This is a genomic window from Streptococcus australis (assembly GCF_015553625.1).
Lineage (GTDB): Bacteria > Bacillota > Bacilli > Lactobacillales > Streptococcaceae > Streptococcus > Streptococcus australis_B.
In genome coordinates this window covers 187,666-213,549 of record NZ_JADNGY010000004.1, presented here as the reverse complement: position 1 = coordinate 213,549, position 25,884 = coordinate 187,666, and the positions used below count along the sequence as shown (strand labels likewise).

General features: G+C 42.4%; 26 protein-coding genes. 6 read left to right on the top strand and 20 right to left on the bottom strand.

Going from position 1 to position 25,884, the window contains the following annotated elements; translation table 11 throughout:
* Positions 1 to 229: 229 nt before the first annotated feature.
* Entirely contained in the window at positions 230 to 961 is a 732-nt protein-coding gene (locus I2D56_RS05205) for a cyclase family protein (RefSeq protein WP_195323718.1), read from the bottom strand.
* Positions 962 to 1,299: 338 nt separating this feature from the next.
* Positions 1,300 to 1,512, bottom strand: coding sequence for a YdbC family protein (locus I2D56_RS05200; protein ID WP_006597402.1), 213 nt, complete (start codon positions 1,510 to 1,512; stop codon positions 1,300 to 1,302).
* 89 nt (positions 1,513 to 1,601) lie between these two features.
* Between I2D56_RS05200 and I2D56_RS05195 the strand changes: the two genes are divergently transcribed.
* Complete coding sequence (locus tag I2D56_RS05195) at positions 1,602 to 1,931, top strand: hypothetical protein (RefSeq protein ID WP_040803002.1); 330 nt, start codon at positions 1,602 to 1,604, stop codon at positions 1,929 to 1,931.
* Between the two features lie 44 nt (positions 1,932 to 1,975).
* Here I2D56_RS05195 and I2D56_RS05190 read toward each other — a convergent pair whose 3' ends face one another.
* Together I2D56_RS05190 and I2D56_RS05185 are read right to left on the bottom strand one after the other, a co-directional pair.
* Complete coding sequence (locus I2D56_RS05190; protein WP_042361172.1) at positions 1,976 to 3,262, bottom strand: peptidase U32 family protein; 1,287 nt, start codon at positions 3,260 to 3,262, stop codon at positions 1,976 to 1,978.
* Between the two features lie 162 nt (positions 3,263 to 3,424).
* Positions 3,425 to 4,354, bottom strand: a complete 930-nt coding sequence (locus I2D56_RS05185) for a peptidase U32 family protein (RefSeq protein WP_117744480.1) — start codon at positions 4,352 to 4,354, stop codon at positions 3,425 to 3,427.
* A 131-nt stretch (positions 4,355 to 4,485) separates the two neighbouring features.
* On the opposite strand from I2D56_RS05185, the gene I2D56_RS05180 reads away from it, so the two are divergent.
* On the top strand, positions 4,486 to 4,782 hold the full coding sequence (locus I2D56_RS05180; protein ID WP_117744481.1) for a DUF3270 family protein: 297 nt from the start codon (positions 4,486 to 4,488) through the stop codon (positions 4,780 to 4,782).
* Positions 4,783 to 4,882: 100 nt separating this feature from the next.
* Here I2D56_RS05180 and I2D56_RS05175 read toward each other — a convergent pair whose 3' ends face one another.
* The 7 genes from I2D56_RS05175 to I2D56_RS05145 all read right to left on the bottom strand — a co-directional run bounded on the left by I2D56_RS05175 (position 4,883) and on the right by I2D56_RS05145 (position 10,766).
* The gene (locus I2D56_RS05175) at positions 4,883 to 5,353 is read right to left on the bottom strand and encodes a YtxH domain-containing protein (RefSeq protein WP_195348117.1); all 471 of its coding nucleotides are present in this window, start codon (positions 5,351 to 5,353) and stop codon (positions 4,883 to 4,885) included.
* Between the two features lie 15 nt (positions 5,354 to 5,368).
* Complete coding sequence (locus I2D56_RS05170) at positions 5,369 to 5,752, bottom strand: DUF948 domain-containing protein (protein ID WP_006595909.1); 384 nt, start codon at positions 5,750 to 5,752, stop codon at positions 5,369 to 5,371.
* Positions 5,753 to 5,763: 11 nt separating this feature from the next.
* Positions 5,764 to 6,546: a prolipoprotein diacylglyceryl transferase gene (gene lgt, locus I2D56_RS05165; protein WP_006595908.1), complete on the bottom strand. Its 783-nt coding sequence runs from the start codon at positions 6,544 to 6,546 to the stop codon at positions 5,764 to 5,766.
* Positions 6,543 to 7,475, bottom strand: a complete 933-nt coding sequence (gene hprK / locus I2D56_RS05160) for an HPr(Ser) kinase/phosphatase (RefSeq protein WP_023027089.1) — start codon at positions 7,473 to 7,475, stop codon at positions 6,543 to 6,545. Before hprK ends, lgt begins: the two co-directional genes overlap by 4 nt.
* Positions 7,476 to 7,864: 389 nt before the next feature.
* Positions 7,865 to 8,140: a PspC domain-containing protein gene (locus tag I2D56_RS05155; RefSeq protein ID WP_048689503.1), complete on the bottom strand. Its 276-nt coding sequence runs from the start codon at positions 8,138 to 8,140 to the stop codon at positions 7,865 to 7,867.
* 60 nt (positions 8,141 to 8,200) lie between these two features.
* Complete coding sequence (locus I2D56_RS05150) at positions 8,201 to 8,653, bottom strand: SprT family protein (RefSeq protein WP_061564199.1); 453 nt, start codon at positions 8,651 to 8,653, stop codon at positions 8,201 to 8,203.
* Complete coding sequence (locus I2D56_RS05145; RefSeq protein ID WP_195348116.1) at positions 8,640 to 10,766, bottom strand: Tex family protein; 2,127 nt, start codon at positions 10,764 to 10,766, stop codon at positions 8,640 to 8,642. The genes I2D56_RS05150 and I2D56_RS05145 overlap by 14 nt, the downstream gene beginning before the upstream one ends.
* A gap of 119 nt (positions 10,767 to 10,885) precedes the next feature.
* On the opposite strand from I2D56_RS05145, the gene I2D56_RS05140 reads away from it, so the two are divergent.
* The 4 genes from I2D56_RS05140 (at position 10,886) to zwf (ending at position 14,376) form a co-directional block, all read left to right on the top strand.
* A complete protein-coding gene (locus I2D56_RS05140) occupies positions 10,886 to 11,032 on the top strand; it encodes an SPJ_0845 family protein (protein WP_195348115.1) in 147 nt (48 codons plus the stop codon).
* The gene (locus tag I2D56_RS05135; protein ID WP_117744490.1) at positions 11,029 to 11,934 is read left to right on the top strand and encodes a permease; all 906 of its coding nucleotides are present in this window, start codon (positions 11,029 to 11,031) and stop codon (positions 11,932 to 11,934) included. The genes I2D56_RS05140 and I2D56_RS05135 overlap by 4 nt, the downstream gene beginning before the upstream one ends.
* Positions 11,931 to 12,746 carry a TIGR03943 family putative permease subunit gene (locus I2D56_RS05130; protein WP_120701753.1) on the top strand — a complete coding sequence of 272 codons (816 nt, stop codon included), beginning with the start codon at positions 11,931 to 11,933 and terminating at the stop codon, positions 12,744 to 12,746. The genes I2D56_RS05135 and I2D56_RS05130 overlap by 4 nt, the downstream gene beginning before the upstream one ends.
* 163 nt (positions 12,747 to 12,909) lie before the next feature.
* Entirely contained in the window at positions 12,910 to 14,376 is a 1,467-nt protein-coding gene (zwf, locus tag I2D56_RS05125; protein ID WP_117744492.1) for a glucose-6-phosphate dehydrogenase, read from the top strand.
* Positions 14,377 to 14,593: 217 nt separating this feature from the next.
* Here the strand turns inward: zwf and ftsY are convergent, their stop codons facing one another.
* The 9 genes from ftsY to yycF form a co-directional block, all read right to left on the bottom strand.
* Complete coding sequence (ftsY, locus tag I2D56_RS05120; RefSeq protein ID WP_195348114.1) at positions 14,594 to 16,261, bottom strand: signal recognition particle-docking protein FtsY; 1,668 nt, start codon at positions 16,259 to 16,261, stop codon at positions 14,594 to 14,596.
* Entirely contained in the window at positions 16,261 to 17,082 is an 822-nt protein-coding gene (locus I2D56_RS05115) for a Cof-type HAD-IIB family hydrolase (protein WP_195348113.1), read from the bottom strand. The genes ftsY and I2D56_RS05115 overlap by 1 nt, the downstream gene beginning before the upstream one ends.
* Positions 17,079 to 17,876: an HAD family hydrolase gene (locus I2D56_RS05110; RefSeq protein ID WP_195348112.1), complete on the bottom strand. Its 798-nt coding sequence runs from the start codon at positions 17,874 to 17,876 to the stop codon at positions 17,079 to 17,081. The genes I2D56_RS05115 and I2D56_RS05110 overlap by 4 nt, the downstream gene beginning before the upstream one ends.
* A complete protein-coding gene (gene smc / locus I2D56_RS05105; RefSeq protein WP_195348111.1) occupies positions 17,866 to 21,411 on the bottom strand; it encodes a chromosome segregation protein SMC in 3,546 nt (1,181 codons plus the stop codon). The genes I2D56_RS05110 and smc overlap by 11 nt, the downstream gene beginning before the upstream one ends.
* Positions 21,402 to 22,103, bottom strand: a complete 702-nt coding sequence (gene rnc, locus I2D56_RS05100) for a ribonuclease III (RefSeq protein ID WP_129269696.1) — start codon at positions 22,101 to 22,103, stop codon at positions 21,402 to 21,404. The genes smc and rnc overlap by 10 nt, the downstream gene beginning before the upstream one ends.
* A gap of 158 nt (positions 22,104 to 22,261) precedes the next feature.
* Positions 22,262 to 22,624 (bottom strand): YbaN family protein, encoded by a 363-nt coding sequence (locus tag I2D56_RS05095; RefSeq protein ID WP_006596984.1) that lies wholly within the window; start codon positions 22,622 to 22,624, stop codon positions 22,262 to 22,264.
* Positions 22,625 to 22,709: 85 nt separating this feature from the next.
* A complete protein-coding gene (locus I2D56_RS05090) occupies positions 22,710 to 23,519 on the bottom strand; it encodes an MBL fold metallo-hydrolase (protein WP_048689535.1) in 810 nt (269 codons plus the stop codon).
* Between the two features lie 8 nt (positions 23,520 to 23,527).
* Positions 23,528 to 24,874, bottom strand: coding sequence for a cell wall metabolism sensor histidine kinase VicK (gene vicK / locus I2D56_RS05085; RefSeq protein ID WP_154853455.1), 1,347 nt, complete (start codon positions 24,872 to 24,874; stop codon positions 23,528 to 23,530).
* A complete protein-coding gene (yycF, locus tag I2D56_RS05080) occupies positions 24,867 to 25,568 on the bottom strand; it encodes a response regulator YycF (protein ID WP_125374347.1) in 702 nt (233 codons plus the stop codon). The genes vicK and yycF overlap by 8 nt, the downstream gene beginning before the upstream one ends.
* Positions 25,569 to 25,884: the final 316 nt, after the last annotated feature.

The window sequence follows — 25,884 nt, the reverse complement described above, 5'->3', positions numbered from 1 at the left end:
AAATGAAATCTAGATTCACTAGTCATGTTCTTAAGATATTAAAAAAAGAGACTGGGACAAAAGTCCGGCCTCTCAATTGTCTTTGGATTGTCGAGTAAGACGCAGTGGTTGAGTGGGCTCTACTACGCTGATATCATCAGCTTTTACAGCCCTACTCAACTGTGCGGAGGTGGGACGACGAAATCGAATTCTAACGAATTACCGATTTCTGTTCCACTCTCTCTGTTGTTTATGGCAAGATAGCAATGGCACGAACAGGTGAACCAGTTGCCTTATCCCAGTGAGGGAAGGCAATTGAAATCAAGGCACCTACTGCTGGTACTTGATCCAAGTGGTTCAAGACTTCAACTTGGTAGATATTTTGTTCCAAAAGGTAGTATTCATTGACCAAGCCATGCTCTGCTGCTGGAATACCTGCATCAGTATCGAAAGTTTCATGACCCACAGCCTTGACATGGCGTTCATGAATCAAGAATTCCAAAGCTTCTCGGCTCCATCCTGGACTTTGTTGAACCCCATTTTCATCGAGGTTACGCATAGCATCTTGATCTGGCCAACGTTTTGACCAATCACTACGGAAGGCAACAAAAGCTCCTTCTACAATTTGTCCATGTTCAGCTTCAAAATCTAAGATATCTTGTTTGCTCAAGATAAAGTTTGGATTCGCAGCAACTTCTTTAGACTTGTCGATAACATAGAGTGGCAAGAGGAGATCTTTAAGGTCAATCTCATCCAACCAACGGCCCCCTTCTACAAAGTGAATTGGTGCATCAATATGCGTTCCGTATTGACCAACCACTGTAAATTTTTGAACATGGAAACCGTCTTTTAATGTGAAGAGGTCTTCTTGTTTCAAGGCAGGAAGGGCAGGGAAGTGTGGACTTTCTGCATTGATTTGGTGACTCAAGTCCACCCATTTTTTTGCTTGCAATTCTTTATAAATACTTAGTAAATCTGACATATGGATTCCTTTCCTATAAGTGCTACATGAGATAAACGAATAAGGTTATTATAACAGTCCATCCCATCATCCACAATGATTTGCGTTAATCTTGTTTTCTTGAATAGGATATAGTTTCAAGCTATAATTATTGAAAACATCAAAAAAGAGGCCCGGACAAAAGTCCTAGCCTCTCAATTGTCTTTGGATTATCGAGCAAGACGCAGTGGTTGAGTGGGCTCTACCACGCTGATTTCATCAGCTTTTACAGCCCTACTCAACTATGCGGAGGTGGGAAGACGAAATCGAATTCTAACGAATTACCGATTTCTGTCCCACTCTCTTTCTTACTCAGTCTATTATTGTTTAAATGCATCTAGCAGAACTTGGAATTCTTCATTGGTGAGCGTGATCCCCTTGCCCATCTTCGTATGGTCTGGGCTCCAAGTTCGGATATCATACTTGGCAGGTGCTCCATTAAAGCTAACCCGGTTTAACTCCTTGGTCCATCCTTTTTCATTTTCAGATAAGACCAAGAGTTGTTCTTCAATTTCAAAACTAAAATCTGCCATGAATACTCCTTTCAATGTCTTTCACCTTAATAATTCGTAAAAAATTTTACAAAATGAATGAAATTTTCTATAATATATTGTATCAACTTATGGAGAATTATGCTATGAAAAGATTTCTTGAGCTTCTCAAGGACCGAGCAAATGAATTTTTCAACGATAAAACCTCTCAACCAGCTCCTTTAGAGGATGGTAAAACGATTCAGATTATTGAACTGGCCCTTCGAAAAAAACAAGGAGTCCATGTCATCTTCCAAAATAAGAGTTTTACAGGCGATATCGTGAAATATGATCAGGAACGAAAACAACTCATTGTCAAGAATTTTAAAAAGAGTATGTCAACCATTATTCGAATTTCTGACATTCAAAAGATTAGTCTTGTTCCACATACGATTCGAATCGCCCAACAAAAAACACCGTAAACTTCCAAGCTAGGGAGGCATGCGGTGTTTTTTTCTTGTACTTTTTAGGCACGAACTGTTTGACTCGTTCCATCTTCTTTATAGAGATTGATCAAGCCTTCTTTGAGAGCACGGATCATATCACCTGGTTCAACTGGTGTTGGCATATGAATGGTCAATAACTCCATCGGATTTGGTGCTCGGTCAATTTTATTGCCCTTGGCATCATGCAAATCTTCGATGACTGTTTCAAAATGTCGGAAACCAGGTCCGTAAAATTCCACTTGGTCCCCTTCGTTGATGACATTCCGTTGACGAATGGTCGCAATTTGCTTGTCCGCATCATAGGCAACCACTTCTCCAACAAACTTGTATTCTGGAATCTTCCGACGAGCCCCAAACAGTTGCTCGTTTTCTGAAGGAGTACCATAGTAAAAACCAGTCGCTAGCTCACGTTGGGCCACTTTCCACATCTCATCAATCAAATCTTGCTTAATGGCTTCGAACTTCTCAGGACTTTCCAAATAAGCATCAACAGCTGCCTTGTAACAGTTCGTTACGGTAGAGACATAGTGAATGGACTTCATGCGACCTTCGATTTTAAGACTGTCCACTCCATTTTCAATCATATCAGGGATATGGTCAATCATCGACATATCCACAGCTGACATCGAAAACTCTTCAGGGATTTCCCCTTTGAGACTCTTGCGTTCTTGCCCAAATGGCATATCGTAGAGATCATACTTCCAGCGGCAAGATTGGGAACAGCCACCACGGTTAGCATCCCGCATACTCATATGATTGGACAGGGTACAACGACCAGAGTAGGAAATACACATCGCTCCGTGAACAAAGGCTTCAATCTCAACGTCCGTCCGCTTACGAATCTCAGCTAGTTCTTCCATCGAAACTTCACGAGCCAAAACGACCCGTGTCAAGCCCAAATCTTTCCAAAACTCAAGGGTCTCATAGTTGGTAGCACTAGCTTGCGTAGAAAGGTGAATTTCCAAACCTGGCGCTTCAGTCGCTGCGATGGTAATCAAGGCAGGGTCTGAAACAATGACCGCTGCGATTCCGATATCCCGTAAACGACGGAACCATTCTCCAGCTCCTACTTCATTGCCTTCGTGCATGACCATATTGGCCGCAACATAGACCTTGGCTCCATACTTAGCCGCAAATTGGACTCCTTCTTCCATTTGCTCAAAGGTGAAGTTTCCTGCACGGCTACGAAGACCATAGGCCTGCCCACCGATAAAGACAGCATCCGCACCATAGCGAACAGCGACTTTTAGTTTTTCTAAAGTTCCAGCGGGGGATAAAACCTCTGGACGTTTCAATTGTTTTGTCATCATATCTCCTAGTATATTACAAGTATATTAGTTAGATTATCAATCTTGTCTATTTTATAGCAAATCCAGTCGAAAGGCAATGGTTTGGGAATTGTTTTGACAATTCTCATTCTTTACCATCATCAAAAAGGAAGGCCCGCACTCCTGGCAGGCTTTTCTCCTTTATTTAACCATGTCTGGATCGTAGTCATAAAATCCAGTATCGAGGAAGCGATTCTTGGGATGCAATTGGTGAATCTGTTCATCCAATAGGAAGGCCTGGTCCGAAGTGAAGGTTCCAGCTTCCAAGAGCTCCCGTGCTTTCACAAAACACTTGGCAATTTCCACAAAGTTTTGACCAGGTGTATAAATCCCCTCTAACTTCCAATGAGTAAATCCATGTTCAACTAACTCAGACAATTTGGTCATCAAATCCAAATCATTGTTGGCAAAAATATGAGTTCCATGTTTATCTTCAAAAATAGAGTAATGGCTATCTGGATCCCCAGGCTCTGCCAGAAAGAGATCGCGCTCTCTCGTCTTTTCGTCATCGATGTGAGTAAAATTATAATAATTCTGCAGAAGAGGTCGTTTTGAATGGTGAATTACACTAGCCCCATAGACCAATACTTCAGCAGGAATCTCTAAGATTTCTGGCATCTTGAAAAGCTCTGCAGATGGGATTTCTCGAGCAAGAACAGCTTCAGAAACACCAGCCTTTTGTCCCCAGAAATTGATTTGACGGCTACTTGTCACCATGGTAGAAGCATCATAAATGGTTTTAAAGTTGTAGCCATCCCGCTTCAAGACATAAAAGACACCTGCATCCCCCACCGTGATATAATCGACGTTAATCGATGCAAGGAAATCTAAAAATGGTTTGATATGATCCATCATATCTTGATGCATCAAGGCATTGACAGCCACTGTCAATTCTTTTCCTGCTGCATGGACTAGATCAGAAATTCGACTTAATTCGTCATACGAGAAAGTATGAGGAAGTCGTAATCCATAATCTTTTTCACCAACATAAATACGGTCTACCCCTGCTTCTAGAAGGGCTTGAACCTGTTCAATACTTTCAGCTGTAGCTGTAATAATTATCTTATTCATGAAAACTATTATACCAAAAAAGTATTTTTGCTCTTCAAATTTCTTAATTTTGTAAAAATTGTAACAGTTTTGTAACATTTCTGTGCTTGAAAACGTGTTAAAATAATAGAGTACTGTTAGGAGAGAGAAATATGCCCGTAAGAAAACTTAGAGTTGTTGAAGAATACGACTATGTCGAAATTCCCCTTCAACAAGAGAATACAACAACTAATTATGATTTTAACATTGATACTGAACCAGCTCCTCAATTAAGTGAGCTACTATTTTTCCTTAATATTGCTGTGTTTTGTGTCTTAACTGTTTTATTTAGTTTCATCTTTTTATCAATGAAGATGAATACTTTCTTTGCTTTTGCCTCAGCAATCGCTTGTAGTTTGGGAAGTATCCAAGCTTTCCGCATTTTCCAGTTAAAACGGAAAAAGGACTAAGATTGATTTTTTAGCCTCCTTCGGGAGGCTTTTTGGCATTTCTCATTCTAGTTTGCCAGTTCATAAGAGAAATCCCTCACCAAATGGTGAGGGATTATTTTTATTCTTCTTCTACAGCTGTTTCTTTGAGTTCTTCTTCAACTCCTGGAAGAGCTGTTTCTTCTTCTAATTCCAGGACAATCTCTTCACTTTCTTTTTCCTGTTTAGGCTGGAAAGGACTTGCTTGATTGCCGGTCTTTTGCTGGATTTTTTCCTTAATCGTTTGGATAGCATCTTGTGAAAATTCTACCACATCCTGCGTCTTATCTTTCACTGTCTCGATAACAGTGTCTTTGTTGATCTCGCCACTTTCAACTTTTTCCTTGGTTTGCTGAATAGCGTCTGATGCTTGCTTGGATAGTTCCATTGCAGATTGTTTCACAGAATCATGAACTTCTTGTGGATTCTCTTGGTATTCTTTTACAAAACCTTTGACTTTACCAGTCAACTCTTTCCCTTTTTTGGTTGTCAGGAAGTAGGCTGCGGATGCGCCAGTGATCGTTCCAATTAATAATGATGATAAACGTCCCATAAGGTACCTCTTTTCTTATTTAAATAATTTCATAGCCATGCGAGCTGCTTTTAATCCGACGGATGTTTTAACAGTCTTTCCACCAACAACGACAGCTTTTTTGCTAATCTGACGTGCTTGATCATTCAGATCCGACACAGATACAGATAAATCTGCCACTGCTGTGAAGAGTGGATCAATGGTTGCAACTTTTTGATTCAAATCTTCTGTCAAAACATTCACTTTTGCTAACAACTCATTGGTTTGGTGTAAGGTTACATTTACATCTGATGTCAAGGTCTTAATCGTTACTTGAGTCTCATCTACAACTTTTCCAATCTTTGAAAACAAGATAATCAAGTAGATGACCAAAACTACTAAAGCTAACCCTAAAAGCCCATAGGCAATTTCAATAAACATTTCTTTTCTCCTTAATCTATTTCCGTTCTATAAAATGGTGCATTCTTTTTTCGTTGATAGATCATGATGCTGATTCCAAGCAGGATGAGGACCAGGGAAAGCCATTGTGAAACTCGAATTCCCAAAAACATCAAGCTATCTGTCCGCATTCCTTCAATAATCATTCGACCAAAGCCATACCAGATTAGATAGAAAGCAGTAATTTCGCCCTTTCTCAACAGTTTCGGACGACGACGCAAGTAAAGAATCAGCACAAAACCAAGCAAGTTCCAACAAGATTCATATAAGAAGGTCGGTTGACGGTAATGTCCATCAATAAACATCTGATTCCGAATGAAAGAAGGTAAATAATCTAAATTCTTAACAATGGCTCCGTAGGCTTCTTGGTTAACAAAATTGCCCCAACGGCCAATACTTTGAGCAATCATGACACTCGGTGCAGCGATATCTAAAAAATCAACTGGGTCAATCAAACGACTGCGTGAAAATAGGTAGAGGACTAGAGCCCCTGCCAGGAGTCCACCATAGATAGCAATCCCACCGTTCCATACGGCAAAAATCTCTCCTGGGTGTTCCCTGTAATAAGACCATTGAAAAATAACATAGTAAAGACGGGCCCCTATGATCGCTACTGGAAAAGCAATCAGAATGAAATCAATAATATCGTCTGACTCTATCCCTTTACGAGGGGCTTCTTTCATAGACAGGATAACCGCCAAAAGGAGACCGAGGACGATACAAATCGCATACCAGCGAATGCTAAAGGGACCAAGTTGAATGGCTACTGGATTCATACTTTCACCTCATTCTGATCAATCAACTGGGTCAATCGATCTTCAAAGGTTTTAGTAGCATCATATCCCATTTCTTTGGCGCGGTAGTTCATTGCTGCTGCCTCAATGACAACGGAAATATTGCGACCTGTCTTAACAGGGATGCGAATTCTTGGAATAGTCACTCCACAGAACTCAATTTCTTCTGCATTATTGCCAAGACGATCGTAGGTTTGTTCCTTGGTGTAGTTTTCTAAATAGACCGCGATTTGAACCTGTGAAGAATCTTTCACAGCACTGGCACCATAGAGACTCATAACATCAATGATCCCTACTCCCCGAATCTCTAGCATATGACGTAGAATTTCAGCAGGCTCACCCCACAAGGTCATCTCATCACGGGCGAAGACATCTACCCGGTCATCTGCTACCAAACGATGCCCTCGTTTGACGAGCTCTAAACCAGTCTCACTCTTCCCGATTCCACTATCTCCTTGGATCAGAACCCCCATGCCATAGATATCCATCAAGACACCATGGACACTAGTTCTTTCCGCAAGGAGAGAATCTAGGTAGCTTGATAGTTCACCAGATAGGCGACTAGTTGGAACGCGACTGCTTAAAATCGCGATTTGCTTTTCCTCTGCAGCACGGAGCATTTCTTCAGGAACCTCTAGATCCCGCGCGATGATGAGTACCGGTGTTTCCGGCTGGAACATCTTTCTCAAAACTTGGTGACGATTGTGGGAGGTCATCTTGATGAGGTAAGACCACTCTTTCATCCCAACCAATTGAATTCGTTCTGGAGTATAGTAATCAAAATATCCTGTCATTTCAAGTCCAGGACGTGAAATATCTGCCGTTGTGATTTCTTTTTCAAATAGGCTTTCATTGCCGTACACAACCTTCAAACGAAGCTTATCAATTAAATCTCGGACTGTTATTGCCATAGGCTTCTCCCTTTTTGTTTTCTCTTACTATTATAGCAAATTATCCCAGGTAAGACTTGCTCAAGCATCTTTTTTTAGTATCAAAACTGATGCTATTATTCTCACACTCATTCCAGTACTCTTTGATGTTTCTCTTTATCCTTGTTATCCCATATTTCTATCGTTTCTTCATTTGAAAAAAAAGATGAGAGTGGGACAGAAATCGGTAATTCGTTAGAATTCGATTTCGTCGTCCCACCTCCGCACAGTTGAGTAGGGCTGTAAAAGCTGATGAAATCAGCGTAGTAGAGCTCACTCAACCACTGCGTCTTGCTCGATAATCCAAAGACAATTGAGAGGCTAGGACTTTTGTCCCAGCCTCACATTCTTATTCGATTCATGAAAATTCTTTAAAAGAATGGATCATCGTCTTTGATTACTTGTGCATCCTTCCGTTTGCGAGGTCCGAGGCCATACTTTTCTCTTTCAAGATCTTCTTTATACGGCAAGGAGAAGGCACATAGGCAATAAATAGCCAAGCCTACAAGCCCATAAGCATGAAAGATACTAAAGAGCACAAAGAGAAAACGCAATAGGTTTGCATCGAGCCCAAATCGATCCGCTAGTCCAGCAAATACTCCGAAAACGATTCTGCCTCGACGTAATTTATAAAAAGTTGGATTCAAGGGCATACCTCCTATTATTTTAGAACAGTATATCCCGAAATCAAGTCACTGTCATCCGACTCAAGGCCGATTTCCTGGATCAATTGTCCCTTGATACTTAAGTAGTCCTCGACACCGACCACAGCGGTACTTTTGCAGATCAATCTGCCGCTTTCTCCTGAATTCTTGCCCACAGCTCGTACAAACATAAATCTTATAGTTTCCCTTATCAACTGAAGGGGCATACCGCAAGCCGTCTACCTTTTTGAGTAAGGCCTTGAAATCTTGATCCTGGTGGCGATAGCCCTTTTTCATATAGTAGAGATGGTAGTGACACAACTCATGACGGACAATCTTTCGAAAAATCTCCCAGCCAAATCTTTCTAGGATTCTAGGATTGAAATCCAGATGACCATCTTTAGGAAAGAAGCGACCGCCGGTCGAACGCAAGCGAGGGTTCCAGATCGCTTGGTGAAGAAAAGGGTGACCAAAATCTTCCAGCGATACTTCTTGAACGTATTTAGTCAGATTCATGTGGTGCCAAGAGGGAAAGATTCACTTTTTCCCGTTCTAAATCAATCTTGTAGACCCAAACGGTCACTAGGTCGCCAACTGAAACAACTTGACTTGGATGCTTGATAAATTGCTGACTCATCTGTGAAATGTGGATCAAACCATCTTCATGAATCCCAATATCGACAAAGGCTCCAAAGTCAACAACATTGCGGACAACTCCTTCTAGTTTTTGACCAATCTTCAAGTCTTTCAAATCAAGAACATCCTGGCGAAGGACGGGAGCATCAAAAGAATCACGTAAATCGCGACCTGGCTTGAGAAGATCCGCCACAATATCTTTCAAGGTTTCCGGACCAATTTCAAGTTCCTGGGCCATAGAAACCGTATCAATTTGTTTCAATTTGGCTTGGGCTTCTTCATCCATCTCCGTGATTCCAAGTAAGGTAAAGAGCTTTTTCACTGCAGGGTAACTTTCTGGATGGACCCCGGTCCGATCAAGGAAATTCTCACTTTCTGGAATCCGTAAGAAACCAGCTGCTTGTTCAAAGGCCTTCGCCCCCAGACGAGGAACCTTTTTAATCTGTGCGCGTGAAGTAATCAGTCCTTCTTCTTCCCGGTACTTCACGATATTTTCAGAAATGGTTTTATTGAGACCGGCCACGTGAGACAAAAGAGCTGGACTAGCGGTGTTAATGTTTACACCAACTTGGTTCACCACAGTATCGACAACAAAGTCAAGGCTCTCAGACAATTTCTTTTGACTGACATCGTGCTGGTACTGACCAACTCCAATTGATTTTGGATCAATCTTGACCAACTCAGCCAGTGGATCCTGCAAACGACGCGCAATGGAGATGGCTGAGCGCTTTTCAACCGTCAATTCTGGAAACTCATGGCGGGCCAATTCACTAGCTGAATAGACAGATGCACCACTCTCATTCACAATGACATAACTTACATTTGGAACTTCCTTGAGAACTTCCGCAACAAAGGCTTCGCTTTCTCGACTAGCCGTCCCATTCCCAATCGCAATAATTTCTACGCCGTATTCACGAATCAAACGCTTCAGCTCTTCTTTCGCCGCCTCAATTTGTGCTGGTTTAGCTGGTGCAACAGGATAAATCACCTGAGTGGTCAACATCTTTCCTGTCTGATCGACAACAGCCAACTTGGCTCCTGTCCGGAAAGCTGGGTCGAAGCCCAATACCACGCGCCCTTTGAGGGGAGCAATCAACAAGAGGTGACGAAGATTTTCAGAGAAAAGTTGAATGGCCCCATCTTCTGCCACTTCTGTCAATTCTGTCCGAATCCGACGCTCCATAGCTGGTAGCATCTTCTTTTTCAGAGCCTGGCTGATAACTTCTTCGATGTAGCCATTTTTCGATTTAAATCGGGCTTCAAAATGACGAATCAAACGGTCTACAGGATGCTCAAATCCAACCTTTAATACTCCTAATTTCTCTCCACGGTTTAAGGCAAGAGTCCGGTAGCCCTGCATATTTGCAATCTTCTCAGAAAAATCATAATAAATCTGGAAGACTTGCTTCTCGTCTTTGCTCTCATCCTTCAAGCTAGAGGTTATCAAGGAGTGTTTGCGAATCTCCTGGTAAGTGAGGTTACGCAATTGCGGGTCTTCTGCAATGGCTTCGACTAAAATATCGATTGCTCCAGAAATGGCATCTTTTACAGTTGGAAAAGCCTCAGATAAAAATTCCTCTGCTGCTGTTTCCAAATCCTTTTGATCTTGCAAAATCATCCGAGCAAGCGGTAAGAGGCCTGCCTCACGCGCAATCGTAGCCTTGGTCCGGCGTTTTTCCTTGTAGGGAAGATACAATTCTTCCACATCTGCCAGTTTTTCAGCTTGCTCAATCGCTTCTTTTAGGGCTGGGGTGAGTTTCCCAAGCTCTTCAATCTTAGCCAGGACAGTTTCTTTCCGATCAGCCAAGGCTGTCAAAGACTTGTCCATATCGATAATGGCTTTGATGGCTACTTCATCTAGATTCCCTGTAGCATCTTTCCGATACCGAGCAATAAAGGGGATGGTGGATCCCTCTGCTGTTAAGGTCAAAACAGTATCAATTTGTTTGAGACTCACGCCCAATTCCTGGGCTATTTTTTCATATTTTTCCATAGCTTCTATTATACCATAGAAGGCCTTCTATACTGCTTTTTCATCCTGTTTTTGGACTTGATTTTCCCCTCTTTTTTGAGAATTTGATATAATGAGAAAAAAAGATAAGGAGACCTATCATGGCGATTAAATTTTCAAAAACAGACGATTTAGACAAACTCTTTGAGGAATTTGCCGTTTTCCCAGATCCCCCTCAAGCCACTTTCCCAGAGGCGAAGAAGGAAGCAACTAAAGGGAAAAAAGAGCAGAAGGAATCTGACAAATGAATTTCTTTCAGCAGTTGCCAACTAGTGTCCTTCAAGCTGGAGCAATTTTTCTTTCGATTATGATTGAAGCCCTTCCTTTTGTTCTGATTGGAAGTCTGATTTCAGGGGCAATCGATGTCTATATCACCCCTGAAAAAGTGTATCGAGCTCTCCCTAAAAATAAATGGGGAAGAATTTTGTTTGGGACCTTGATTGGTTTTATTTTCCCTTCCTGTGAGTGTGGCATCGTCCCTATTATCAATCGCTTTTTAGAAAAGAAGGTCCCTAGCTATACAGCTGTGCCCTTTCTAGTAACAGCGCCAGTTATTAACCCCATTGTGCTCTTTGCCACCTATTCCGCCTTTGGCAATTCTTTTCAAATGGCTCTCTTACGAGCTATCGGCTCTATCTTGGTAGCGACTGTTCTGGGTATTTTCCTAGGATTTTTCCAAACCGCTTCTATTCAACGGGCCAACCGCAAGGAAGTCCATATACATGACTTTTCTAAACTATCTGCTGCTCAACGCTTTTTCCAAGTATTTGTGCAGGCCATTGATGAGTTTTTCGACACTGGACGGTATCTGGTCTTTGGTTGTTTGTTTGCCAGCGTGGTTCAGGTCTATGTGCCAACTCGAGTGCTGACTTCTATTTCAGCGACACCACTCTTAGCCATTCTCCTCCTCATGCTTCTTTCCTTCCTGCTCTCATTGTGTAGTGAGGCAGATGCCTTTATTGGCTCCTCCCTCCTCTCTAGTTTTGGCTTAGCTCCTGTCCTAGCCTTCCTGGTTATCGGTCCCATGCTAGATGTCAAGAACCTCTTGATGATGAAGAATTATCTGACCAATCGCTTTATTGTCCAATTTATTAGCATCGTCAGCCTAGTTGTCTTGGTTTATGCTTGGTTTGTGGGGGTGGTCCTATGATTCGATTTCTCATTTTAGCAGGCTATTTCGAACTGACTATGTATTTGCAGCTTTCTGGTAAGCTCAACCAATACATTAATATGCATTATTCCTATTTAGCCTATATCTCTATGATTCTTTCCTTCCTCTTGGCTGTCGTCCAGCTCTATATTTGGATGAAGAATCTGCCCGTTCATAGTCACCTAACCAGTAAAAAAGCCAAAGTCATGAGTATCATTCTACTCCTGATTCCTTTGATCGTTGGAATTGGTTTCCCGACAGTGACCTTGGATTCCCAAACGGTTTCAGCCAAGGGCTATCATTTCCCCATCGCAGCTGGCTCTTCTAAGGATATTCAAAATGACGAAGGAACAACCAACCAATATCTAAAGCCTGACACAAGCAGTTATTTTACCAAGTCTGCTTATGAATCCGAGATGAGAGCTGCAGCTAAGAAGTACCTCAAGCAAGATCATATCCAGATAACGACAGAAAACTACATGGAAGTCATGGAAGTCATCTACGACTATCCAGATGAATTTGCTGGAAAAACCTTTACCCTAACCGGATTTATTTATAAGGATCCTCAAGATCCGGGCAGCCAGTTCCTTTTCCGTTTCGGGATTATCCACTGTATCGCCGACTCAGGAGTCTATGGTCTGTTGACCAAAGGAGCCTCCCAAACCTATGACGATAATACTTGGGTCCAAGCTACTGGAACTCTAAAGATCCAATACCATAAACAGCTTGGCCAAAGTCTTCCGGTCTTAGACATAAGGGAAGCTCATCAGGTAGAAAAACCCGCCAATCCTTATGTTTATCGGGTATTCTAGGCAGTCTATCACTCTGCAGGTTGTGACCTTTTGGTCCAACCTTTTTTTGTGCTTTCTTCTCCTTTTATTTCCTATGAAAGTCAGAATACTTTTACTTTCAAAGAGAAATTTTCTGAATTTTATGGTAGAATATGGTTTATCAAGTTAGAAAATAGGTATGAACATGTCTTCAAAAGTAATTGTAACCATTTTCGGGGCTAGTGGAGATTTAGCTCACCGCAAACTCTACCCTTCCCTTTTTAGACTCTATAAAGCTGGTAATCTTTCAGAGCATTTTGCAGTGATTGGAACAGCTCGTCGTCCTTGGAGCAAAGAATACTTTGAATCAGTTGTCGTTGACTCCATTTCGGATTTAGCAGATAGTCCTGAACAGGCGCAAGAATTCGCTAGCCACTTTTACTACCAAAGCCACGATGTTAATGATACCGAGCACTACATCAAGCTTCGTGAACTCCAAAATCAGCTCAATGACACCTACCAAGCTGACCACAATAAACTCTTCTTCCTATCCATGGCACCCCAGTTCTTTGGAACCATTGCCAAACATTTGAAATCTGAAGGAATTGTGGATGGAAAAGGCTTTGAGCGTCTAATCGTAGAAAAACCATTTGGAACTGACTTAGAAACAGCCAGTCAGCTCAACAAAGAACTGGAAGAAACCTTTGAGGAAGAGCAAATTTTCCGAATTGATCATTACCTTGGTAAAGAAATGATCCAGTCTATTTTTGCCCTCCGTTTTGCCAATCTAATCTTTGAAAACATTTGGAACCGTGACTATATCGACAATGTCCAAATCACCTTTGCAGAACGTCTGGGTGTGGAAGAGCGTGGTGGCTACTATGATGAATCTGGTGCCCTCCGCGACATGGTTCAAAACCATACCCTTCAATTGCTTTCTCTCTTAGCGATGGACAAACCAGCTTCCTTCACCAAGGAAGACATCCGTAAAGAGAAGGTAAAAGTTTTTGAACAATTGGTCAATCCTTCTGAAGAAGAATTAAAGAAATTGTTTATTCGAGGCCAGTATCGTTCTGGAAAAATCCAAGGGAAAAAGGACATCTCTTACCGTAGTGAACCAAATGTCAACCCTGAATCCATGACCGAAACCTTTGCTTCTGGTGCCTTCTTTGTGGATAGTGATCGCTTCCGTGGAGTACCTTTCTTCTTCCGTACAGGAAAACGTCTCACAAAAAAGGGAACCCATGTGAATGTGGTCTTTAAACAGATGGACTCTATTTTTGGTCAAGAAATTGAACCCAATGTGCTGACCATCTACATCCAACCAAACGAAGGCTTCTCTCTCTCTGTCAACGGGAAAGAAGTCGGCGAGCAATTCCAGATCGCTCCGATATCCTTGGATTATGAAACTGATGCGACAGCGACCGGTGCTTCTCCAGAGCCTTACGAAAAGTTAATCTATGATGTCTTAAATAATGACTCTACCAACTTTAGCCACTGGAACGAAGTAAAAGCATCTTGGAACTTGATTGACCGGATTGAGAAATTATGGGCAGAAAATCAAGTCCCTCTTCATGAGTACAAATCTGGAACCATGGGACCTCAAGCATCCTTCGACCTCTTGAAGGATTACAATGCTGAATGGGTCTGGCAACCAACGATTGAAGAATAATCTATCCATCTTACAAATAATACAACTGAAAAGAGGCTGGGACAAAAGTCCTAGCCTCTTTTCAGTTGTATTTGGATTGTCGAGCAAGACGCAGTGGTTGAGCGGGCTCTACTACGCAGGTTTCATCAGCTTTTACAGCCCTACTCAACTGTGCGGAGGTGGGATGACGAAATCGAATTCTAACGAATTACCGATTTCTGTCCCACTCTCTTTTTGTTTATATCAAGCCTTCTAACAAGCCACGCATAAAGTTCTCAGAATTGAATTCACCGATGTCATCGATTTTTTCACCAAAACCAATTAATTTTACAGGAATATCCAACTCTTCTCGGATTGCAAGGACCACTCCTCCTCGAGCTGTTCCATCAATTTTAGTGAGGACGATTCCAGTAATAGGCGTGATCTTGGAGAATTCCTTGGCTTGGACCAGAGCATTCTGTCCTGTGGAAGCATCTAATGCCAAGAAGGTTTCGTGAGGGGCTGTAGGATCCACCCGCTTGATAATGCGACCGATTTTTTCTAATTCAGCCATCAGATTGTCTTTGTTCTGAAGACGACCAGCCGTATCAATCATTAATACATCGACTTGCTCTGCCACAGCCCGTTCCATTCCATCAAAGACAACACTTGCAGGGTCTGACTTTTCAGGACCAGTGACAACAGGCACATCCACACGGCGTCCCCATTCAGCTAACTGCGCAACGGCACCTGCCCGGAAGGTATCTGCTGCGACCAACATCACCTTTTTCCCTTCCTTCTTGTACTTATGAGCCAATTTTCCGATAGAGGTAGTTTTCCCAACGCCATTCACTCCCACAAAGAGCATGACAGTCAAGCCCTCTTTAAAGTTAATTTGCTCATTGTATTGGCCATCTTTTTCGTAGAGATCCACCAATTTTTCAATGATCACGCGACGCAAGGCATCCGGTTTCTTGGCATTTTCCAAACGGGCTTCATAGCGGAGCTCTTCTGTCAGATTCGAAGCGACCTGGACCCCTACGTCACTCATAATCAAGAGTTCTTCTAACTCTTCAAAGAAATCTTCGTCGACAGAACGGAAGTTGGCAAAGAATGCATTAAGTGCTGCTCCAAAGCCTGTCCGAGTTTTCTTCAAGCTCCGATTGTATTTTTCTTGAACCGTTTCTGTAGGTTCAGCAATCTCTGGCTCACTTGTAGTTTCTTCTACTAAAGACTCTTCCTCAATCTCTTCTGAAATCTCGGATTCGCTAGTAGCTTCCTCTACTGGCGATCCCACTTCAAGCTCTTCGGTTCCTTCCTCAGAACTTTCAGCAATTTCTTCTTCAACGATTGGTGCTTCCCTTACCACATCCAATTCCGGCACACCTTCAGGCTCTTCTTCCACTAGTTTGTCAGACTCTTGAAAAGGGCTTGAAGTCTCAGATGTTGTTTCAGTTCTTACAAGAACTTCCTCTTCCAGCGCTTCTTGGACAAGATCTGAAGAAGAATCTGGGTGCTCCTCATCAACACCCACTTCTTGTAGGGATTCTGCATCTAAAGTCTGATCTCCAGTCACAGGGGAAGTCTCAGATACTTCCTCAGGAGAGGTTTCCTGCTCTACTTGAGAAGGTGCCTCTTCTTCGACAGCTGTTTCCTGATTTACAGGCTCTTCTAAAGGCACTTTTTCACTAGATGCTTTCGACTCTTGAGATGGTCTCGCTGATTCGGCAGCCATTCGCTCTTTTAATTCAGCGTAGTAGGCTTCCATTGCCGAAATCTTAGCCTCATCACTTTGTGAAGGCTTATTTGATACAGGCTCAGCTGGCGAGCTTGCTCCTTCCTCGCTTCCCCCAATCTCTTCTGTAAGATCTTGGGTTTGTGGTTTTGTTTCTTCTTTTCTTCCAAATAGTCGGTCAAATAATCCCATTATTGACCCTCCTTCAATACATATTCTTCAATCGCTCTTCCGACTGCATCTTGATCATTGGTGTAGTCCGAGACTAGAGTGGCAATCTCCTTCACCTCATCCACCGCATTGGCCATAGCGATTCCGAGTCCTGCCCATTTTAACATGCTGGCATCATTGGCTTCATCACCGCAAGCCATGACTTGACTAGCATCGATTCCTAAATACCCTACCAAGGCCTCCAAGCCTCTATCCTTTTGAACTCCTTTGGGGCACCATTCCAAGAGCATGTCCCTCGATTTAAAAATCTCAAAACGCTCCCCTAATTCAGGAGAAATCTTTGGAATAGCGCTATCCAAATAGTCCTGATGAAAGGCTGTCACACACTTGTTATAGGAAATCTGGCTGGACAAATCTTCAATAGAAACAGGAATAAAGTTCAAATAAGGATTATAGAGGGGATAAAGAGATTCTTGATCAGATGCAAGTGTATAAACATCCCCTTCGCTAATAGCGTCCAAGGGCAAGCCAAGGGCCTCTGTCTCTTCATAAATCCGAAGGACATCATCTCGAGAGAAAACTGTTTTGGCAATGATCTCTCCTGTATTCTTTTGTACCAAGCCACCATTAAACGTAATGGTGTATTCATCTGACAAGCCGGCAGTCCCAATCTCTTGAAGCAGAAAATCCATAGCCTTGAGGGGACGACCCGTCGTCAAAACTACCTTGACCCCTTTTTCTTGAGCTGCACGAATGGCAGCTAAGTTCCGAGGGGAGATTTTCTTCTCTGAGTTTAAGAGAGTACCGTCCAAGTCTAGTGCGATAACCTTAATCTGACTCATAATTCTTCCTCCATGAAGCGAAGGATAGATCCTGTCGAATGGTGAGCTAATACTTTTTCAGCCAATTCCAAAATCTCTGGACGGGCATTTTCTGGCGCAATTGGATGGCCAACCACCTGCATCATATGAAGATCATTGAGGTTATCTCCAAAAGCTAGGACTTGGTCCCGACTAATGCCCAACTGATCCATGAGGGCTTGGATGGCGACTCCCTTGTCCACATAATCCAAGACAATATCAATGCACTCATAACCAGTGGTCATAGCCTTAACACCCTCAACATTTTGGGTAACCCAGGCTTCCCCTTCCGCTAATACTTCTTGGTCAAAATTGGTGGTCATCTTAAAGACAAGATCATCAATTTCTGAAAAATCAGACACCATTTGAATATTTTCATTGTAGTTTTGTGAAGCAGCTAGATAGTCTGGATCAACGGTCTTTAAAACATAGCTCCCGCGTTTTCCCGTTAACAAGCACTTATTTTTATCGAAATAAGGACTTTCTTGTAACTTGGCAAACATGGCTTGGTAAAATTCAGGACTCATGGTCGCTTCATAGACATCTTCACCATGAAACTCAACAACACTGCCGTTTTCAGCTATAAAAATAATCTGATCCTGAACCTCTTTAAAGATTGTCTTCAAAGAGAGGAGAGACCGACCACTTGCTGCAGCAAAGTAGATCCCTTTTTCTTGAAATTTCTTTAGCACCTTTAGGAATAATGCTTGATCAAATTCATGATTTTCATCCAGAAAGGTCCCATCCATGTCTGTTGCGACTAATTTAATTTCCATTATCCATTCCTTCTATATCTTTCAGTTTTACAGATACAATCTTAGAGACTCCTGATTCTTGCATGGTCACTCCGTAGATGGAATCTGCTGCAGCCATGGTTCCCTTACGGTGGGTAACCACAATAAACTGACTTTCCTTATCAAAACGATTGAGGTAATCTCCAAACCGTTTAACATTGGCTTCATCTAGAGCCGCTTCTACTTCATCCAAGATGACAAATGGAATAGTCTTGACACGAATGATTGAGAAGAGAAGGGCTAATGCTGACAAAGCTTTTTCTCCACCACTCATCAAATTCAAGGATTGAATTTTCTTGCCAGGTGGTTGGACAGAAATCTCGACCCCAGCTGATAAGAGATCCCCATCCGTCAGGATGAGATCTGCTGATCCTCCCCCAAACATCTGTTTAAAGGTTATTCGGAAGGATTCACGAATCGCTTCAAACGTAGACTTAAAGCGTTCTTTCACCTCATCATTCATGTCATTAATGGTTTCAAGAAGAAGATTCTTCGCTGCCAAGACATCTTCTCGTTGACTGGAAAGGAAATCAAACCGAGTCTTGACCTCATCGTATTGTTCGATAGCATCAATATTGACAGGTCCTAAGGCTTTAATCGCTTTCTCCAAGTCTTTTAAGACTTGCTCAGACTGGGCTAGATTTTCTAGTTCGTTGGCCTGATTAGATGCCTCTTCAAAACTCATCTTGAATTCATCGGTCAGAGCTAACATCAATTTATTTAGCTTATCCGACAAGCGATCACGATTGGATTCTGCTTTGGCCTGTAGGCGAATCCACTCCTCATTTTGACGACGGGCTTGTTCCATATGACCTGCTACATCTTCAGACTGGCCTTCCAAATCCTCTAATTCAAATTGCTTACGAATCACAGCTTGCTCCAGAGCGGTTTTCTCTTGAAGGGTTGCTTGCAGTTGTTTTTCAAGGACAGAAACATCGATTTGCTCATGTCGATCTTCTCCCTGCTCAATCGCATATTGGAGAGCTTGGATTTCCCGTTCAGTAGAAGCCAACTCTTGTTGCAAGCGTTCGGCATCTGTCTGGTCATAGGTCAATCGACTCTTCAACTCTGTTTTCTGTAATTGGAGCTTGGCTATGGCTGCTCGTAAATTTTCAATTTTCTCAACAACAACATCTTTATTGAGCTTGACTTCTTCAATCTCAGCAGTGACTTGCTCTTTTTCCGCCTCAATTTCTTTCAGGCGCGCTTGTAAGTGATCCCGTTTTTGGAGGAGCTCCTGGTCGCTACCTTCATCCAGCTCTGTACGGATAAGTTCTAACAGTTCTTGGGCATCCAAGAGTTGCTGGTGAGCCTGCTCAAAAGCCAATTGAAGGCGTTGCTCTTCTAGTCGCGCCCCTTCTCCTTGGCCTTTCAAAGATTCTAGTGTTTCTTGTGATTGGCTCACTTGGTCCTGTTGCTCTTGAACATGCCCTTCTACTTCTCGCAAGTTCTTCTGAAGAGAGGCCAATTCTTGGTGCAAGCGATCCAGTTCTGGCTTGATGAAAATCGAATTATTGCTTCGATTTGCACCACCTGCATAGGAACCACCTGTGCGCAGTTCAGTTCCATCCAGCGTCACGATACGAACTTGGTAGGCAACCTTGCGAGCAGCCGCCTTGGCGTGCTCAATCGTATCAAAAATAGCTGTGACACCCAAAAGGTTTTGAAAAATCGACTCGAGGGAAGGATCATAGTCCACCAAACTGCTAGCCATCCCTAGGAACCCTGGACAGGCTTCAATCAGTTCTTGATTCTTTCCTGCAAGGTAGCGTGGTTTAATGGTTGTCAAAGGAAGGAAGGTTGCCCGACCCGAGCGATTCTTCTTCAGATGTTCGATTGCCCGTGTTGCTGCTCCTTCGTCTTCTACGATAATATGCTGACTGCTGGCTCCTAGAGCAATCTCTAAGGCAGTCTGATACTCTGGTGAGAAGGAAAGTTTTTCACTGACAGCTCCCACAATCCCGCCTAAGCGAGTCGCTTCTTGCAAGACACTCTTCACGCCCGCATAAAAATTACTATGATTTTTTTGAATCGCCTCTAAACTGTTAATTCGAGCCTGTTTTTCCTTGCTTTGATCCAGTAAATCAAACATCTTGGCTTGCGCTTCTTGATAAGCCTGGCGAGCTTCCTCAAACCGTTTTGCCTCTGATTGATAGGTATCAAGCAAGTGTTTCAGATGCTCTTGAGCTCCTTGATAAGCTTTTTGAGCAACCTGCTCTTTTTCCTGCAATTCTGTCACCATTTGGATTTGATTTTGGTAATCTTCCTTTTTACTTTGTGACAATTGAGCTGAGGCTTCCAATTGATTTTCAATGGTTGTTAATTCGTTTGACCGCTCCGCTTCATCCTGCATCAAGGCCACGTATTTTTCACGTAAATAATCGATCACCTGATCTGGATCTTCTGAGAAGCTGGCCAACTCTTTCTCCAAACCTTCCAGAGCTACTTGGCTCTTTTGTAGTTCTTCTTGAAGACTCTTTGTATTGGCTTGTTTTTCTTCCAACTGGTTCCGAAGAACTTGTAGGCGCTCTTCCAGACTATTGACCCGCTCTTGATTTTCCTGACGACTTCGAGCGACCTGTTGGGACTCCAAGCGTGCCAATTCGATTTGTTTCTCCAAATCACTTAAGAGGCGAGTTAATTCTATGAGGCTAGCCTGATCATCTGATAATTGGTGTTGAAGGGCCTGACGACTCTGTTTCAATCGGAGGCTTTCTGCCTCGTACTCTTCTCTTTTCTGGTAATAAGCCTTTAATTGCTCCTGGATAGAGGCCTCTTTTTGGACTGCTTGATCATAGTCTTTTTTATTGACTTCAATTTGTGCAATCAAAACATCCAAATAAAGAACCTGGCGTTGTTGATCCAATTCTAAGAAACGTTTGGCCACAAGGGCTTGCTTTTCAAGAGGTTTGATTTGCCCCTCTAACTCAAAAATAATGTCTTCCAGACGGTCCAAATTATCCTGGGTCTGAACCAACTTAGATTCCGTTTCCTTGCGACGCGTCTTAAATTTAAGAACCCCAGCGGCTTCCTCAAAAATAGTCCGTCTCTCTTCTGGTTTGGAGTTAAAGATTTCTTCAACCTTCCCTTGGGAAATAATAGAGAAAGAATCTCTCCCCAGTCCAGTATCCATAAAGAGATCATGGACATCTCTCAAACGGACTTTCTTACCATCAATCTTGTACTCACTATCACCCGAGCGATAAATATGACGCTCCACGCGGATTTCTTTAGCAGCCTGTTTGATAAAGCCATCCCGGTTATCCAGTACTACCGTTACGCAGGCGTAGTTTAAGGGTTTCCGAGTTTCAGTCCCTGCAAAAATCACATCCGGCATCTTGCCACCACGAAGGCTCTTGACACTCGATTCCCCTAAGGCCCAGCGCAGACTTTCCGTAATGTTCGATTTTCCAGATCCATTAGGGCCCACCACTGCGGTTACCCCTTGGTCAAAGATGACCCGGGTCTTATCTGCGAAAGACTTAAATCCTTGAATCTCAATTTCCTTTAAATACATGAGGGATCCACCTTATTCTCCACTGCTTTTTTTGCTGCTTCTTGCTCTGCAGCCTTTTTAGACCGGCCACGTCCTTGACCGATGATTTTCCCATTGACAGACACTTGCACTTCAAATTCTTTGGCATGAGCCGGTCCTGACTCACTCGTCACTTCATAGGTAATCAAGACATCCCCATGGATTTGAAGGATTTCTTGCAAGCGCGTCTTATAGTCAATCACTTGCTCAAATTGACCTGCTTCGACTTTAGGAATCATGACTTGCTGAATGAAGTTCCGCACCATCTCCACTCCCTTATCCAAGAGTAAGGCGCCTAAAAAAGCTTCAAACAAATCCCCTAAGATGGTATCTCGGTTACGTCCACCAGATTTTTCCTCTCCCTTGCCAAGTTTGATAAATTGATCGAAACCACAATCACGGGAAAAACCTGCTAGGCTTTCCTCACGAACAATCATGGAACGCATTTTTGACAAATCTCCCTCTGGCTTACTTGGGTAGAGGGCAAATAAATATTCGGAAATCACTAACTGGAGAACAGCGTCTCCTAAAAATTCCAAACGTTCATTATGTGAAATTTTTAAGAGGCGATGCTCATTCGCATATGAGGTATGTGTAAAAGCTGTTTCCAACAATTCTGTATCGTCAAAAGTCAGCCGAAATTTCTCAACAAGAAGGTTATATAAGGCTTGCATCACGTTACTACTTTCTTTCTTCATTTATGCATCTGGATTGAATCCTGTAACCTATTCCGTCCAAAAGATACACCCCTCTATTATACCAAAAAAGAGTGCGTCTCGCACTCCTTTCCCTTGTTTTCACGATAGGATTTAGGACCTATTCTGTCCTTATATCATTCTTCCTTATCCGGAATCACTTTGAACAAATAATAACTGATAAAAATAGTTAATCCCAGTAGACCTAATTTCACAAACCAGAGTGGTGCCAGGTAAATGGAAATCCCCATCAAAAGATAAATTTGTAGAATAATTCTTTTTTTCCGCTTTTTAGAGATCGACTTGGTTTCCCGATAATCCGCTACATAAGTTTGGTACAACTTGGTCCCATGCAACCATTTTTCAAAGCGTTGAGAACTCTTGGCAAAACAAGCCATAGCTAATAAAAGAAACGGGGTCGTTGGTAAAATAGGTAATGGAATCCCAATAATCCCTAACCCTAAGGAAATAAACCCTACTGTTATATACACATATTTCAAACTAACTGCTCCTATCCTTTCCACTCATTTCAAGCCTACACTACTGACCTAAAAAGGAGATGAGCTCATCTCCTTTTTTAATCATCTAGATATCTACTAATGGAGTCGCTGTATCTGGAGAAGTATCCAAGACGTCAAAATCGTGCCCCACTGCTAGATCTGCTCGAGCCAGTTGATTAACCATGGTCATATGGGCCAATTCTTTAATATTGTTTTCCTTGGATAAGTGGCCCAGATAAATCTTTTTGGTCTTATTGCCTAGGGTCCGAATCATGGCATCTGCACCATCTTCATTAGAGAGGTGGCCCAAATCGGATAAGATCCGTTGCTTTAATCGCCAAGCATAAGAGCCAGCTCGTAGGATTTCCACATCGTGGTTGGACTCGATCAAATAGCCATCTGCATTTTCAACAATCCCTGCCATTCGATCACTGACATAACCTGTATCCGTCAGCATGACAAAGCTCTTCCCATCCTTCATGAACCGATAGAACTGGGGAGCCGCAGCATCATGGCTGACACCAAAACTTTCCACATCCAAATCTCCGAAGGTTAAGGTCTTGCCCATTTCAAAAAGATGTTTCTGGGAGTCATCGACCTTCCCAAGGTACTTGCTTCCCTCCATGGCCTTCCAGGTAGCTTCATTGGCGTATAGGTCCATCCCGTATTTACGAGCTAGCACACCAACGCCATGAATGTGATCTGAATGTTCATGTGTGATCAAAATAGCATCAAGATCTTCGGGTTTGCGATCAATCTCTGCAAGCAAACCTGTAATTTTCTTCCCGGACAAGCCTGCATCTACTAGAATTTTCTTCTTAGGAGTCTCTAAGTAAAACGAATTACCACTCGATCCTGAAGCTAAAATACTATATTTAAACCCTTTTTCATCCATTAGTTTTCTTATTCATCCTCATTATCCCATCCATCATCCAGGATAGCATCTTTATCATATGGTAGGACAATCGTGAAAGTAGAACCTTTTCCATATTCACTCTTGGCCCAAATAAATCCTTTGTGCTGCTTGATAATTTCCTTCGCAATGGCAAGTCCTAAACCAGTCCCACCCTGGGCGCGACTACGTGCCTTATCCACGCGATAAAAGCGGTCAAAAATACGAGGAAGGTCCTTTTTAGGAATCCCTAATCCCTCATCTGAAATCGAAATAATCAACTGGGCATCCGTTGTTTTCATCCCCACACGAATTTCCCCACCATCTGGGGAATATTTAATAGCGTTATTTAAGATATTGTCTAAAACCTGCGTCATCTTATCTGTGTCAATTTCAACCCAGACAGGAGAAATAGGATAATCACGAACAATATCATATTTCTTCTCTCCAGCCTGGTTCTTCATCTTATCGAAGCGGTTCAAAATGAAGGTGATAAAGGCTGTAAAGTTAGTCAATTCAACATCTAATTGACTGGTTTCATTATCGATCCGTGAAAGACTCAATAAATCCGTCACCATCCGCATCATCCGGTTGGTCTCTGTCAAAGATACTTTAACAAATTCCGGTGCAACTGGCTCGGAAATCGCTCCGTCATCCAAGGCCTCCAAGTAGGATTTGACACTGGTCAGTGGGGTTCGGAGTTCATGACTAACGTTGGATACGAATAAACGACGTTCCCGCTCTTCCTTGTCCTGTTCGGTTGTGTCATGCAAAACGGCAACTAGACCAGAAATAAAACCAGATTCTCTCCGAATCAAGGCGAAGCGAACCCGTAAAGAGATGTACTCCCCATTTTCATCCTGCGAATCGATCGTCAATTCTGGAACATTGGTAATCAAGTCTCGCAGTTCATACTCTTCACTAATACCAAGCAAATCCAGAATACTGATGTTCATGACCTCTTCGACCACGACTTTAAGTTGTTTGGCAGCCATTTCATTGACTAGGATAATCTGCCCACGACGATTGGTCGCTAAAACCCCATCTGTCATATAGGAAAGAATACTGGTCAAGCGCTTGGTTTCTTGCTCCAAATTTTCATGCGTCAAACGGATAACTTCTGATAAATCATTGATACTGTTGGAAATCTCTGTCAATCCAGGACCTCCTTGTAAATCAATAATATCTGAATATTCTCCAGCAATCAAACTCTTAATTTTATCATTCAACAGGCGTAGCTTCATGTTATCCCGACGATTTTCTAGAATCAGCAAGGCCACCACGATAATAAATCCAAGAGTGAGTAATATAAAAACAAAATTATAAGAGGTCATGACTTCTTTGATGTGATTAATCATTGTTTCTCATATAGTAACCGACACCGCGGCGCGTTAAAATATACTCCGGACGGCCTGGAATATCTTCGATTTTTTCACGCAAACGTCGAATCGTTACGTCCACTGTCCGAACATCTCCAAAATAATCGTAGCCCCAGACTGTTTCCAGCAAATGCTCACGGGTCATGACTTGGCCTACATGGGTTGCCAAGTGATAGAGCAGCTCAAATTCGCGATGGGTCAACTCGAGCTCTTTGCCTTTTTTCTGAGCAAGGAAGGCATCCGGAATGATTTTCAAATCACCAATCACAATATCTGAATCTGATGTAGACTCTGTCTGTGATTCTACCGTTAGTTCTGTCCGACGCAATAAAGCTTTTACGCGAGCTTGAAGCTCACGATTTGAGAATGGCTTAGTCACATAGTCATCCGCACCAATTTCAAGACCGATGACCTTATCAAATTCTGTATCTTTTGCAGATAAGACAATAATCGGCACATTACTGGTCTTTCGAATGGTACGTGCTACTTCCAAACCATCAATTTCAGGAAGCATGAGGTCCAAGATCAAAATATCTGGGCTCTCAGCTTCAAAAATAGCCAGTGCTTCTTTTCCATCGAAGGCAGTCAAGACTTCATAGCCTTCTTTGGCCATATTGAATTTTATAATATCCGAAATCGGCTTTTCATCATCTACAACAAGAATTTTCTTCATACATGTACCTACTTCTATTTTTTCTTTGCTTCTTCAAATCTCTGTCCTTTCATTATAGCAAATTTCTTTGAAAAATGGGAGTTATACTTTGATTTGTAAAGAAAGAGAAAGAAAAAGGTTGTGCAATGGAAAAATGATATCTAGATAATAGAAGCTAGTAAAACACCTCTTAAATTATTATTTTTCATCAATACAAAAGAGAGTGGGACAGAAATCGGTCATTCGTTAGAATTCTATTTCGTCGTCCCACCTCCGCACAGTTGATTAGGGCTGTAAAAGCTGATGAAATCAGCGTAGTAGAGCCCACTCAACCACT